Here is a 14,105-nt window from a genome sequence, read left to right on the forward strand (position 1 = left end):
CAGAAGAAAGACTAAACAGTAAACATCAAACCCTAAAAAAATGATAAAATTTTCGTTCCTGCTTTTAACGGCTTATGTTCTCTATTATGCAGGAAATATCGTCTACGACCTTTTTCTCAAAAAAGCAACCACTACCAATCAGGAAGAATCAGAGATCTTTTCCCTTTCGGATTTTACCGATGAAAAAGAAGATGCGACAGTTGTAGGCATCGAAGATGTGGAAAACCTCAATATGCCGAAATCGTTCATCAAAAAAGAAATCATGCCACAGCTTTCTGCAGATGATGAAGAAAGGCTGAGCCTGAATGAATTAAGACAGCGTTTTGAGTCCGAGCAGGATTTGGACACTATTTCGGAGAACGAACCTGAAAAGAAAAAGGAAGTCCCGAAAGCTAAAGATAACGGGTGGAATCATATCCTTAACCTTTCGGAAACAATGGTTCAGCTGGTTTCCAACATTGACGGACATAAGGTGTACCACTCAACCATGTAACTCAAATTCAATTCATATTTAACTTAATCTAAAAACAATTTAAAACATTGATAAGCAGCGAATTCATAATTCGATGCAGGGTATTCTATGCCTTAACTCTACTATCCAATTCATTATTAACCTTTAAAATTTTATTTATTATGATGAAAAGTTTTTTCAAAAAAAACGTGACAACAAAAAAAGTCCTGACTCTTGCTTTAGTGATGATGGCAATGACTCCGATGTTTGCACAGGGCGGAGCAACAGCGATTTCCAATGCAGCAAGTGATATCAGAGATTATTGGGATCCCATTAAACTGATTCTTAAAGCCGTTGGGGGATTGGTCGGCTTCATCGGAGGTCTTAGAGTGTATAACAAATGGACGAACGGTGATCAGGATGTCAACAAAGAGATCCTTGGTTATGGAGGAGCGATGATCTTTTTGATCGTAGTACCGGAATTCGTAACTGCATTCTTCGCCTAAAATGGGATTTTATCTTTATAAGGGGCTCAAAAAGCCCCTTGTCTTTTTCGGACTTAAAGGCAAGTACATATTTTATGCAGTAGGTGTCATCGGAGGTGGTGTCATTGCAGCGCTCATATTATCCAAATTCGGATTGTTAGGTTCTTTATTAGGTCTTGTCGTAACAGCAGGTGGCGTTTATTTAATCTTCAAAAGGCAGGACAAACACGGTCTGTATGATAAAACCAAAAATTTCGATCAGATATTCATTTTTCCCAAAAAGCTAAACAACAAAACATTTTTAAAACATGGTGAAAACAAAAAAACAGGCATTTAGCATTCCTTTTATCGGGTACGATTACGGAAAAGATTTCAATTGGGATTTTGACGTGTTGTTCGGACAGTACGGAAATCCAATCATCGGAATCAGGATAAAGAACGTTGTTGAGCAATATTCGGCGGATCCTGATAATTATCTGAATTTCCATACGGTTCTCAATCAGGTGGTATCCATTATCGGAGAAGGAAGAATTGTTCAGAAGCTTGATATTTTCACAAAAAAAAAATATACAGCTGAACAATCCAACCAGTTCCTTCAGCAGAAATATTCAGAACATTTTGATGGAAGACTTTTTAAGACCATTGAAACGGTACTTTTTTTCACTGACATTATTGATGATAAGCTGAAAAAGAAAACTAAGCATTACCAATTTTCGGAAAAAAGCTATAAAGAGCTTCGTGACAAATGCCAGAAAGTATATATGCTTTTGAAACAGAGCGATTGCGAACCTCAGTTTCTGTTCGAGAAAGATTTTGAATATTATATTTCCGGAGTTTTGTCGATGCAGTTTTCGGATACTCCTGTTTTTAATAACATTAAAAGTACCAATGAGTATTTACAGATCGGAAACCGGTTCGTCAAAAACATATCCTATGTCGATGTAGAGAATATTGATCTGCCTTCAGAAATAGAGCCCTATTCCATATTAGGAGGAAATGGAGCTGCCGCAGAAACAGCCGTTGATAATTTCACCTTTATCAACGAATTGGAAGATTACGAAACGATTATTTACAACCAGGTGATTACCATTCCACCGCAGGCACAACAGCAAAGGGAACTCGACAAAAAGAAAAAAAAGCACGAAGGAGCCGCCAACAATTCTCCGTCCAATGCCATCATTGCAGAAGAAATCCAGACCCTGCTCCATAACATCGCTATTGACGGGCAATTGGTTGTCAATGCCCATTTTTCGATTCTGTTTTCCGCAGAAACAGTAGAGAAAATGGAAAATATACAGTCCATGATTGAAAACAAGCTGTTTACCAAAGGAATCATCGTTTCCAAAAATGCCTACAATCAGCTGGAACTCTTTCGATCAGCAATTCCGGGCAACGGAACCGAACTCAGGGAGTATGATTTATTTATGACGACAAGCGAAGCAGCCTTGTGTTTTTTTTTTAAAGAAAGTTACCCCTTGAGCGAAGAATCCAATTTTTATTTAAGATTTACGGACAGACAGGGCGTTCCTTTAAAAGTAGACCCTGCTGATTTACCAATGAAAACAGGAAGGATCAATAACCGAAATAAGTTTGTTTTAGGACCTTCAGGAAGTGGCAAATCATTCCTGATGAATAATATTGTCGAGCAGTATCTGACCTACAATTATGATGTCGTGATCGTGGATACCGGAGATTCTTATTCGGGAACCTGCCAGTACAAAGGCGGAAGGTACATTCAGTACACGGAAGAAAAACCGATTACAATGAATCCTTTCCTGATGGATAAAAAAGAATTCAATATTGAAAAAATAGAATTTTTAACCAATTTGATTTTCCTTATCTGGCAAGGTCCCGATGCTTCCATGTCGTCAGCACAGAAATCCATATTAGATAATGTCCTGATGTCCTACTATCATCAATACTTTAATTCGGGAACCGAGTGGTATGAAAATAAAAGCTCGGAGGAATTAATTCTGTATTTAGGCAAATACAACATTCACGAAGCAGATATTTATGCCGAATATGAGAATGAATCCAACGGAAAACGCACTTACTACGATATTCTGGGAATTACTTTCGATGCAAGTTCTGATGAAGTGAAAGATGCCGGAAGAAAGCTTCTGAAATTTTATCATCCCGATAAAAATGTCAATAATCCTGACTATGACAGTGAACAATTTTATAAGGTCTATGAAGCTTACGAAACGTTGAATGATGAAGAAAAAAGGAAAATTTATAATGAAACCCAATTGATCCTTATTAAATCCAGCGAAATCATCAAACAGCCAAAAACACCCGAAGAATGGTATGGATCATTTAGAAAAGCCATTATCAAGAAAATTAAGGAGCTTGAAGAAAAATTAGAAGCAAAAGAACTTTCCTTTAATGGATTCTATGATTATTGCGACAAATTTCTCCCGCTTTACTTAAATAACAGAAAACATAGAATTACCGAAAAAGAATTCAATCTGAGAACGTTTTTATTTGTTCTGAAGGATTTCTACAAAGGCGGAAGATACGGAACCACTCTCAACGAATCTGCTGACAATACGCTGTTTGACGAATCATTCATTGTTTTTGAAATCGACAATGTAAAGGATAATCCCAAGCTGTTTCCAATTGTAACGCTGATTATTATGGACACGTTCATTCAGAAAATGCGCCTTAGAAAAGACCGCAGGAAAGCCTTAATAATTGAGGAAGCGTGGAAGGCAATCGCGTCAAAATTAATGGGAGGTTACATTCTGTATCTCTACAAAACGGTAAGAAAATTCTGGGGTGAAGCGGTTGTAGTCACTCAGGAACTGGACGATATCATCGGTAATGCAGTGGTAAAAGATTCTATCATCAACAATTCCGATACCTTCATTTTGCTTGACCAGACCAAATTCAAAGACAATTTTGACAAGATTGCCTCTCTGCTTTCCCTGAATAAAGTGGAGCAAAATAAGATATTCACGATCAATAATCTCAACAACAAATTTGGAAGGAGCCGATTTAAGGAATTTTATCTGAAGAGAGGTTCTAAAGGAGAAGTGTACGGTAACGAAGTTTCCCTTGAGCAGTATTTAACCTACACCACAGAGAAGCCTGAAAAATCTGCCCTGGAGTATTATGTAAAAGAGTATGGGAACTTTGATAAAGCTCTGGAAATTTTTACGGAGCAGGTAAAAACCTTTAAGGATGATATGGGAAATATGATTTCCCTGGTTAACCTCTATAAAAAGCCATTAGACCGAAAAGCTCTTGAGTTCTACCACGAATTTAAAACCAGGCACAAGGGTCAGAATATCTTCAAGAGTTTACAAAATGAACTGGAAATGAACGAACAGACCTTGGAAGAATATATCAGTAGCGCTGTGTATTCCGGCATGTCTTGATAATTCAAAAATGGGAGTAAACGAGTAATAAGCCAAAAGACAATCTATGAAAGCGATCATCAAAAAAGAAAAAGAACAGGTTGACTGTATTTCAGCACTTGAGAATGAAATCCGCATAACAACCTGGGAAAAGGTAATGATTCTCTCTCATTCCTTTAAAAAAAACATGCTGAAAATAGATACAGGGACAGGTCAGGACATAATGATTACGTTTTCCGGCTGTATAGAAGATTTAGCATTTGATGACTATCGGGAAAAAGACGAAGTATGGATTAAAACGGTAAAATATAAAACATTATGAAAACATTGATCACCATTATTTTTTTAGGATTCGGCAGTTTGCTGTACGCCCAAAACACTTACATCGACCCTACCGTAACCGCAGCGATGATTCTGTATTCGGAAAACCTGAAAGCCAAACAGAATGATGTCATTGAGGAAACGTCCAAATTAAAAGATGCCCAGGCATGGGTAGGAACCCAGATGGTCGTAGCCAACGACATTCAGAATAAAATACTGAAAGGGTTGAAAGAAGTTTCCGGAACTTTACAGAATGGAATTCAGGTGCAGCAGATTTACACAGAACTGAATAAGTGCTACACCTATTCCTCACAAGTGGTACAATTGGCTTCTCAACATCCGCAGTATGCCATTTTTGGAACTAAAGCTTCTCAAAAAACCTATGAGCAAAGCCTGAAGATCGTTACCGATGTTTCAGACATTCTTGCTTCCGGAGAGCTGAATTTGGCTACAGCGGGAGATCGTTACAAAATCCTTCATAACATATCAGAAAATGTAAAAAACCTGAAGCTATGGCTTTTAGCCATAAAGCTAAGACTCGAAAAGGCAAACCGATTGGGATTCTGGAATTCCATCAATCCTTTTGCTGGATATATCAATACCGATAAGGGAATTGTGGAAAATATAATGAACCGGTATAAACGAAATTTTTAAAACTCACCTAAGATGAAGAAGATTTTTCAAATCCTGTTGATTCCCACAGTTTATGTTGTTATCACTTCTTCGAGTGGTGGTTCCACTCCTGCATGGCAAAAAGAAAATGTTTCTTTCCCCATGATGAATTTAGAGATCAATGCCACAATGAAAGAGCATGACAGACAAAAAGAAATGAGGCAGAAACAGACCCTCAATGCCGGAACGGAAGCCATAAACAGAACACAATGGAATGACTTCAAAAACAAAGTTACCAAGATTCAGGACAGATTACGCATTGTGTCATTTGCTATTCAGGCGATCCCTACCGGAATTGCCATGAGCAGGGAAATCACCAAAATAACAAATAATCAGACGGCTATCATTGGTGAAATCAATACAGCTCCGTACTCCATTATAGCAATATTGCCTTCCCAGGTACAGTTTGTGGATGACTTGCAAATGGTAACCCGGCTGATAACTGGAATCATTCTGTCTTACGGAGCTATCAACCAGATGGAAAAATCAGAACGTAAGATTTTACTCGATTATGCTTTGGGAGAAGTAAAAACATTAAGCAGAAACTCCACCCACATGCTCTTAAAAATAAGAGATATCAAAGCCAAAGTTTTACGTAACAAAAGAGCATTTCAATATTATGTGAATCGGGATAGGCAGGTCGTGGAAAATATAATGAACAATATTAAAAATTTTTAAAGATGAAAAAACTCTTACCATTTGGAATATTTGTGCTTTTAGGAATTTCTGTCAACAGCCAGCAAATTGTTATCAACGACAAGTTATTAACGCAAATCACAAAAAACCATGCTGTACGATTAGCAAGTGAACAGACGTTTTTGGATTCCTATGAAAAGCAGAAAGAGCTTTATGACGAAATCAATAATAAAACCACCCAGATCATTGCGATTCAGGAATACATATATCAGCAGCTGAAAAATGTCAATTCAGCATTGACACAAAGTAAAAAGCTGATCTATCTCTATCAGTACCTGGGAAAGATCGTAACCAATTCAAACAAGATGCTGGATTTATCTGCTCAGCACCCTGAATATGCCGTCCTGGTTTCAAAATATTATGTTGAAATCGGTAAACAGGTACTCAAGCTTCAGCAGGAAGTCACGCAGGATATTTTGAAAGAAGACAAAGATTTTCTGATGGATGCTATGGACAGGGAAATGCTCATTGAAAAGATATTTACACGGGTAAGAAATATCAACGGGAATATTCTATATATCATTTTACGATTGGAAAATGCTAAGAAAATTCCCTATCTGTATCAGGTTCCTGTACTCCGTAATTACATCAATATAGACAAAGCCATTGTCGGAGACATTATCACTAAATACAAATACATTTTTAATTAATAGTTATGGAAACACTATTCAGGAAATTAAGCTTTTTTAAATTTTTATTGGTCACAGTCTCTGTGTTCGGGCAAATCAGCGTAAAGAGATTGAACGATCCTTCTATTGTTGCCCAGCATAAGAGGATGACCTTTGAAAGCTGGGGAGACTGGCGGCCATATCCCAAATATCTCCTGGGCATTCAGACGAATTTTGCCTATGCTACGGTTTGGGGAATGTGGGCGCCGAGTATCAACAGGGATTATAAAGATGGAGAGGATATACGACCATTAAAACCTACGGGAGTACAGAATCAGAGATACGCTCAGTTAAAATATGAGGAAGAAGAAGCCAAAAAGATAAAAGCGGCATCCGATACTATTTATAAACGAAGCGTTCAGGATTTTGCCCACTGGACTTCCGCTACGGTTGATGCAGACCCTTTATGGCTGCTCTATTACAAACGGATGCTCAAACCCATTACCGAATTTCCCGATACACCACAAAGTTTTATCGAATGGCGGCTGAAAGATCAGCAGACGTATGAAACCCTCAATACTACGGGAACATTAAAAAGGCTTCAGGAGGAGCTGGATATGATTAAAGAAAAATATTCAATGTCCCGGTCTATGGATATGCCGAGAGGAAAAAGATTCATCATGTACCACGAAACACTGATCAGATGGCGAAAATTTGTTCAGGAATTAAGAAAATATAACAATAAGACCACGCTGCTTTTAGATTATAAAAATATTCTGAAAAACCATTTATCCACCGCTTTGCCTTCTGGGTGGACTCCTGCATCGGATAAACAAATCGTTCAAAACACAATGCAGCAATACAAACACAGATATTAGATATGAATAAAACACTCACACTATTTTGTTGCCTGTTGGCAATACTATTGCCTGTCATGGGATTTGCCCAGACAGACAGTGATTACAGTAACCTGCTCCAGTTTTTAAAAGGCGATGGTGCTTTTGAGAAATGGTTTATGGAGGTCTTTACAAAGCTGGATAACAGCGTACAGGATAATGCTGCCGGATCTGCATTGGTCGGGAGAGCTATCGGCGGTCTGGGAGCATTGATGTACCTCGGATATATGGGCTGGCAAATGGCAGCCGGTGACCGTGAATGGGAAATCACCCCTATGCTGAAACCTGTTTTGATTGGATTTACACTCGTGTACTGGACCGGATTCGTCAATCTGATACAGGCTCCTTTTGAAGCCATTGCCCAACCCGGAATAGCCATTTTCAGTGACATCGAATCCGAAGTCAATGATCTGAGAATTGAAAGATTTAAAAAGCAGCAGCAATTGCTGGATGCAGTTATAAAGCTGAAGGCGGAAGAAGATGCAAAACAGGATGTCATTGACAATACAGGTAAGGATGCCGACGATTCCTGGTTCGATATCAGCGAAGGATTGGACAAGCTCATTCAGCCTATTAAAGAATGGTCTATCAGAATGGAGTTCCAGATGCAGAAATTAGTCGCTGAACTCATAGAATTTGTCTGCCTTTCCATTCTTCGGGTTTGCGTCTATCTTATTTTCTTTATCCAGAAAATCTGGGCATACATTCTTATCATTTTAGGTCCGATTGCTGTCGGAATGGCGCTCATTCCGGGATTTGAAAACTCATTGTACAGCTGGGTATCCAAATTTATCAATATTAACCTGTACACTTTTGTCGCTTACACCATTATCAATATCGGTCAGCAGCTTATCGCTTCAGGTTACGAGATGGAAATTGAAAGATACGACACTCTCTTAACGAACGGTACCATTACCAATTTAGATGCGTTGCTGGTCTATGTGAGCAATTCCGGAATGATCTATAACCAGCTTTTTACCTGTGTAGCCTATGTCGTAACAGGAATCGGAGTTTTAATGACCCCGACCATTGCCGATACGATTGTAACAGCAGGAGGAGCCGGAGCGATGACCAAAATGAAAAGTGCCGCAGGAAAAATGGCAAGCAGTGCAAAAACCGCTGTATTGGCTGTTAAAACAGGAGGAGCTTCCGCAGTAAAATCGGCAGCGGCTGGTTCTGCATCAAGAAGAGTGCAGGATTCTATGAAAAAAGGAAAATAATTTCAAAAATATTACAACAAAATGCTTATCAAAAACATAGAACAAAGAATTAAAGTCAATAAGATTGTTTCGATCTCAACCATTGCTTTTGCGGCTTTTATTGTCATTGCCGGATTTTTCTTCTCTTACAGGATGATTCAGGATTCCCGAAAATCCATTTACATTCTGGACAATGGAGTTCCGGTACTTGCCAAGCAAACCGATGTCCTGCTCAACAGACCTGTGGAGTACAAAGCCCAGATCGAACTGTTTCACCGGTTATTTTTTACCCTCGCTCCCGATGATGCTTATATAAAGGACAATATCCAAAAATCGCTGTATCTGATTGATGACAGCGGAAAAAAAGAATATACCAACTTAAGGGAAAAAGGATTTTATAACCAGATTATTGCTTCCAGCTCAATGGTCAGCATCCATACCGATTCGATAGCAGTCAATATGGATAAGAAAAAATTCGCTTTTTTCGGAAAACAGATGATTACGAGAAAATCATCGGTTATCACCCGAAAACTCATTACTGAAGGTTTCTTTGAGGATATAATCCGAAGTCCCAATAATCCGCACGGTGTGCTACTCAAAAACTGGCGGATCATTAATAATGAAGAACTATCCAATCAAAACAAAAACTCCTATTAAAATGAGCACTTTTTTTAAACAAACCGGACAAAATTGGCTGAATTGGGCTGTTAATAATCCTAAAAAGTTTTTTACGTATTCGATGCTTTTTTTATCGGTTTCTTTCGCAATATCAATGATACAGGGAATTTTCTTTCCCTCTGAAACCGCATTTAAAATAAAGCCTCCTGTTCTTTATTCCAAAAGCAATACCAACCAAAATACAACGGTAAATAACGAAAAAGAAATGGAAAAAATAGTGACTGAGCTCAAAGCTTTAAAAGTAAAAAGGGACAGCCATGCTTTACAGAAAGAGGACAGCCTGAGAATTGAATATTTGTTTAACCAATTTCAACAATTAAAAAATGACCAGTAGCAATTTACCTAAAAATAAAAAATAAATGAAAAAAATTGATTTCAAACAGAAAAAATATGTATTGCCTCTTTTGGCACTGCCGTTCCTGTTGCTCTTTGTATATGTAGGAACTCAGTTTACCAAAGAAGATACATCGAAAAAAGATAAGCCCAAAGAACTTTCCCTTTCGTTAGGAGAATCACAGGATTCCATTATGACGAAAAATGATGCGTATGACGCATTTTTCAAAAAAGAGGATAACAGAACCATGCTGGAAGGACTGAATAAAGAAGAAGACAGCCTATTAAACTACGGAGATCAGCTGTCATTAGCCCAGAAAAGAAAAATCGACTCATTAAAAGCCGTATCCGGAAGACAAAACGGGTATCAGGGAAAAGGGAATCCTTCATCGTATTATAATCCGAATCAGCAAAATAACGATAAAGATTACAAAAGGTCTTCGGAAATCATCAGAATGCTGAATGATAAATCCTACGGAAAACCGGAAAATAATTACACTGATGCATCAAAAGAAAAGACAAGTGTCCAGCAAGATCCTGTTAAATACCTGAAGCAACAAATGCTGGTGATGGATTCCCTGGAAAAATCAAGAGATCCTGAATATCAAAGCAAGCTCGCAGCAGAACAGCGCCTCAAAGCGAACAAAGAAAAAATGGATGAGTTTCTCAATTCCACTTTCAATGTCAGCAAATCGGGAATTAACAGCGGGTTCAACGCTTTTTACAAAGAAAATGAAAACAGTTTTATCAAAGCCGTGATTGATGAGAACAACAAAGGTTTCCTGGGAAGCAGAATCCGGTTCCGGTTGTTGGAAGACATTTTTGTAGCAAACAGAAAACTCGATAAAGGTTCTATTTTATACGGACAAATCTCAGGGTTTTCCATGCAGAGAGTCGATCTCAAGATCGTATCCGTCTATACCAAAGGAGAAATTTTCCCTGTTAACCTTTCCATTTACGATGTGGACGGAATGAAAGGACTATATGTTCCCCAAAGCGTATTCAGGGAGATGATTCGGGAAATGGGAAGCAATTCCGTTCAGGGAACCCAGATGGATATGGGCAGCGAAGGATTTTTTACCAGCATTGGTTCCAAGCTATTTACTTCCACTTCCAAATCCATTGCTAACCTTATCAAAACCAATAAAGCCAAACTGAAGTACAATTCTTATGTATTCCTGATTGACGAAAAACAACTCAAAGATTCACAAAACCAACAAAAAAAATAAAAAAATGAAAGCAATTTTATATACCCTGCTGTTATTTACAGCTCAATTTTTAACCGCACAAACCGCAACGAAAGAACAGATCATTTCCGATTTACCGGAACTGGAAATTACCGAAGGAATCAACCTGCATATTATTTCACCGGAACCTATTCAATATGTGGATTTATCCACGCATCAGCTTACCGGAGATTTACCGGCTGCCAATATTGCCAGAATTAAGATTACTGATCATCCGGAATCTAATGAGGAGGCAAAAACAAAAATATCTGCTTCTTTTCTTAATGGTGATAACATTGGAATTATTACTGTTGTCGGACAGTCTTTCATTGCTCAGTATAAAGCGGTTTACAGAAATTCCAATAGTTTGAATACCGTTACCAATTTCCATATTCAGGCGGAAGATATGCAGCCCCTGGAATTCAGTAAAATGGTTTTTTCCAATTTCGAACTGAGAAAATATGCAATGAACATCATTCAGAAAAAATCAGAAAAAAATCCGATCAGAGAGGAGAAAAATCTGAAGCTTACCGTTCAGCTCAATAATGTGTATGTCATAAACAATTATATATTCTTGGATATGACCTTTAAGAATAATACGAACCTTAGCTATGATATTGAAGCCTTGAAGTTTTCCATAGAAGATAAAAAAATCCATAAGGCTACGAATAATCAAAGTATTGAGATGAACCCTCTTTTTCAGCTGAACCCACAAAAACACTTCAGGAAAAATTTCAGAAATATTTATGTGTTTAAAAAATTCACATATCCCAACTCTAAAGTGATGATGATCCGCCTTATTGAAGAGCAGCTCTCCGGACGAACCATTGAAATGAAGGTCAACTATTCTGATATTCTTAAAGCCGATACATTTTAATATGGAATACACTGTAAAATTATCAAAATCTCAGGCTAAAGAATTGAAAAAGGAAGCTATCTCGTTTGGAATGGATGATATCGGAGAATACCTGCTGGAAAAGAAGAAAGCAGCCATGCGATTAGAAGAAAGCGAATCCATTCGAAATCTGATGCAGAAGAAAAGATTATCTGTTGGGCAAAAAAGAATACTGAACGAATTTGGTAAGAAATATTTTGAAGCCTTACCCAATGCAAAAGTATTTTTTGAGAATGAAGAACATTTTGCGATCAGGCTTAAAGTAAAATTAAAAGAAAATAAAAGTTAGAAAAATGCAAGAGCAACAACATCAGATCAAAATTTACGGATTCCTGCAAAAAGCGGTGTATGCAGTGGTTGCATTGGATTGTATCACCTTATTCTTTCTGCATGCTAAAATTCCTGTGGTATCCAAATTATTGGAAGGGTTTGCGAAAATGCAGATTTTCTATCCTCCAGTCAATGCCAAAATCTCAACCTTGATTCTTATTGCTTTGGTTGCAGTGGGAACAAGAGCGAAGAAGAAGCAGGATCTGAATATTGTAAAAGCGATTATACTTCCCATTCTTGCAGGATTAACCATGATATTCGGTTCTCTTTACTTTACCATTCTCGCGGATAACCGCTATTTTCCGAAAGTCATTCCAATGCTGAGCCTTTATCAGATTATTTATGCTGTTCTTTCTTTTTTAGGTGCGGTCATTCTTCAGATGGGAGCCGACAGTATCTCAAAGCTGATGCAGCAGAAAATGGGAAAAGACCGATGGAACGTAGAGGAAGAAAGTTTTGCCCAGAATCAGGAATTGGTAAAAACCGATACCTCCATTAATATTCCTTATCTGTTCAGATTTAACAAAAGAACGAATAACGGCTGGATCAATCTGAATCCCTTCCGTGGAACAATGGTGATCGGAACACCAGGTTCCGGAAAATCTTTCGGAGTCATTAATCCAGCCATCCGCCAAATGATTGCAAAAGGTTTCTGCCTCTGCATTTATGACTTTAAATTTCCCGATTTAGCGCAGATTGCCTATTATCATTATCTGCTGAAAAAAAGCAAAGAGTCTGACTATAATTATAGTTTTCACGTAATCAACCTGAATGAAGTTGAAAAATCAAAAAGAGTCAATCCGTTCCGGAAAGAATATGTAAAAACATTGGCGGAAGCTCAGGAAATGGCAGAAGCAATGGTTTCCTCACTTCAAAAAGGCGGAGCAAGTGCCGGCGGTGGATCAGACCAGTTCTTTACGCAGTCTGCCATTAATTTCCTTTCATCCTGCATCTATTTTTTTGCTACCCACGAAAACGGAAAATATTCGGATTTACCTCATATTCTTTCCTTTATGAACCGCAGCTATAAAGAAATTTTTGACACACTTTTTCATCACGAAGAATTGTATTCCCTGCTTTCGCCTTTCAAAACTGCGTATGACAACAAAGCATTTGACCAGCTTGAAGGACAGGTAGGAACACTCAAAATTTTCCTTTCACGATTAGCAACCAAGGAAAGCTTCTGGGTATTTTCAGGAGATGAAGTGGAACTGAAAATTACTGACAGAGAAAATCCGTCCATCATTATCCTGGCTTCCGATCCGGGAACGCAGGATATTAACTCAGCGTTGTATTCCGCAGTATTAAACCGGACATTACGATTAATCAATTCCAAGCACAATCTTCCGGGTGGAATTATTGCAGACGAATTTCCAACGATCTACATCCACAAAATTGACAATGTGGTGGCTACCGCAAGAAGTAACAGGGTTGCAGTTTTATTAGGTCTTCAGGAACTTCCGCAGCTTCGCCAGTTTTACAAAAAGGAAGTTGCTGATACCATTTCCGCCATTGTCGGAAATATTCTATCCGGTTCAGCGAGAGATAAGAATACATTGGAATGGCTCGAAAAACTGTTTGGTAAGATCAAGCAAAAATCGTTTTCCCAATCCATATCACAACAGGGAACCACAACCAGCATTAATGAAAAAATGGATTTTATGATTCCTGCCGGAAAGATCGCAGCACTCAGAACCGGAGAAATGGCGGGAATGATTGCACAGGGGGAGGAAAACGATACGGAAGAATACAAAACGTCTGCTATCAACGGAAAAATCAATCTTGATATGAAAGCCATTAAAGAAGAGGAAAACAACTACGTCAAAATGCCCTCCTATTATTCGTTTGTGGACAAAGCAGGAAATAACCGCAAAGAAGATGTTCTGATGACCAACTTCAGAAAAATCAATAAGGAAGTAGAACTGATTGTTGGTGAGCTTGTGAGGTAATTAAGAA

16 protein-coding genes are annotated in these 14,105 nt (G+C 38.2%); all 16 read left to right on the top strand.

The annotated features are described in order from the left end of the window. The first annotated feature begins 40 nt into the window (after window positions 1-40). The 16 genes from AC0NBN_RS06620 (at window position 41) to AC0NBN_RS06695 (ending at window position 14,098) form a co-directional block, all read left to right on the top strand. Entirely contained in the window at window positions 41-493 is a 453-nt protein-coding gene (locus AC0NBN_RS06620) for a hypothetical protein (RefSeq protein WP_160813133.1), read from the top strand. 140 nt (window positions 494-633) lie between these two features. Next, window positions 634-957 carry a DUF4134 domain-containing protein gene (locus AC0NBN_RS06625; RefSeq protein ID WP_160813132.1) on the top strand — a complete coding sequence of 108 codons (324 nt, stop codon included), beginning with the start codon at window positions 634-636 and terminating at the stop codon, window positions 955-957. 1 nt (window position 958) lies between these two features. After that, on the top strand, window positions 959-1,273 hold the full coding sequence (locus tag AC0NBN_RS06630) for a DUF4133 domain-containing protein (protein ID WP_160813131.1): 315 nt from the start codon (window positions 959-961) through the stop codon (window positions 1,271-1,273). After that, window positions 1,245-4,316 carry a TraG family conjugative transposon ATPase gene (locus tag AC0NBN_RS06635; RefSeq protein ID WP_160813130.1) on the top strand — a complete coding sequence of 1,024 codons (3,072 nt, stop codon included), beginning with the start codon at window positions 1,245-1,247 and terminating at the stop codon, window positions 4,314-4,316. The genes AC0NBN_RS06630 and AC0NBN_RS06635 overlap by 29 nt, the downstream gene beginning before the upstream one ends. Before the next feature lie 46 nt (window positions 4,317-4,362). Continuing rightward, the gene (locus AC0NBN_RS06640; RefSeq protein ID WP_160813129.1) at window positions 4,363-4,617 is read left to right on the top strand and encodes a hypothetical protein; all 255 of its coding nucleotides are present in this window, start codon (window positions 4,363-4,365) and stop codon (window positions 4,615-4,617) included. After that, complete coding sequence (locus AC0NBN_RS06645; RefSeq protein WP_160813128.1) at window positions 4,614-5,270, top strand: hypothetical protein; 657 nt, start codon at window positions 4,614-4,616, stop codon at window positions 5,268-5,270. Before AC0NBN_RS06640 ends, AC0NBN_RS06645 begins: the two co-directional genes overlap by 4 nt. Window positions 5,271-5,282: 12 nt before the next feature. Next, complete coding sequence (locus AC0NBN_RS06650; protein WP_160813127.1) at window positions 5,283-5,966, top strand: hypothetical protein; 684 nt, start codon at window positions 5,283-5,285, stop codon at window positions 5,964-5,966. A 2-nt stretch (window positions 5,967-5,968) separates the two neighbouring features. After that, window positions 5,969-6,634 carry a hypothetical protein gene (locus AC0NBN_RS06655; protein ID WP_160813126.1) on the top strand — a complete coding sequence of 222 codons (666 nt, stop codon included), beginning with the start codon at window positions 5,969-5,971 and terminating at the stop codon, window positions 6,632-6,634. Between the two features lie 5 nt (window positions 6,635-6,639). After that, window positions 6,640-7,470, top strand: a complete 831-nt coding sequence (locus AC0NBN_RS06660) for a hypothetical protein (RefSeq protein ID WP_160813125.1) — start codon at window positions 6,640-6,642, stop codon at window positions 7,468-7,470. Window positions 7,471-7,472: 2 nt separating this feature from the next. Continuing rightward, a complete protein-coding gene (locus AC0NBN_RS06665) occupies window positions 7,473-8,708 on the top strand; it encodes a TraJ family protein (protein ID WP_160813124.1) in 1,236 nt (411 codons plus the stop codon). Between the two features lie 21 nt (window positions 8,709-8,729). Continuing rightward, window positions 8,730-9,344 carry a conjugative transposon protein TraK gene (gene traK, locus AC0NBN_RS06670; RefSeq protein WP_160813123.1) on the top strand — a complete coding sequence of 205 codons (615 nt, stop codon included), beginning with the start codon at window positions 8,730-8,732 and terminating at the stop codon, window positions 9,342-9,344. A gap of 1 nt (window position 9,345) precedes the next feature. Then, complete coding sequence (locus tag AC0NBN_RS06675) at window positions 9,346-9,699, top strand: hypothetical protein (protein ID WP_160813122.1); 354 nt, start codon at window positions 9,346-9,348, stop codon at window positions 9,697-9,699. Window positions 9,700-9,724: 25 nt separating this feature from the next. Then, a complete protein-coding gene (gene traM / locus AC0NBN_RS06680) occupies window positions 9,725-10,927 on the top strand; it encodes a conjugative transposon protein TraM (RefSeq protein ID WP_160813121.1) in 1,203 nt (400 codons plus the stop codon). A 4-nt stretch (window positions 10,928-10,931) separates the two neighbouring features. Beyond that, a complete protein-coding gene (traN, locus tag AC0NBN_RS06685; RefSeq protein WP_160813120.1) occupies window positions 10,932-11,801 on the top strand; it encodes a conjugative transposon protein TraN in 870 nt (289 codons plus the stop codon). Between the two features lies 1 nt (window position 11,802). After that, the gene (locus tag AC0NBN_RS06690) at window positions 11,803-12,108 is read left to right on the top strand and encodes a hypothetical protein (protein WP_160813119.1); all 306 of its coding nucleotides are present in this window, start codon (window positions 11,803-11,805) and stop codon (window positions 12,106-12,108) included. Between the two features lie 4 nt (window positions 12,109-12,112). After that, on the top strand, window positions 12,113-14,098 hold the full coding sequence (locus tag AC0NBN_RS06695; protein WP_160813118.1) for a type IV secretion system DNA-binding domain-containing protein: 1,986 nt from the start codon (window positions 12,113-12,115) through the stop codon (window positions 14,096-14,098). The last annotated feature ends 7 nt before the right edge of the window (window positions 14,099-14,105 follow it).

The sequence above is a fragment of the Chryseobacterium sp. L12 genome (genome assembly GCF_056133985.1).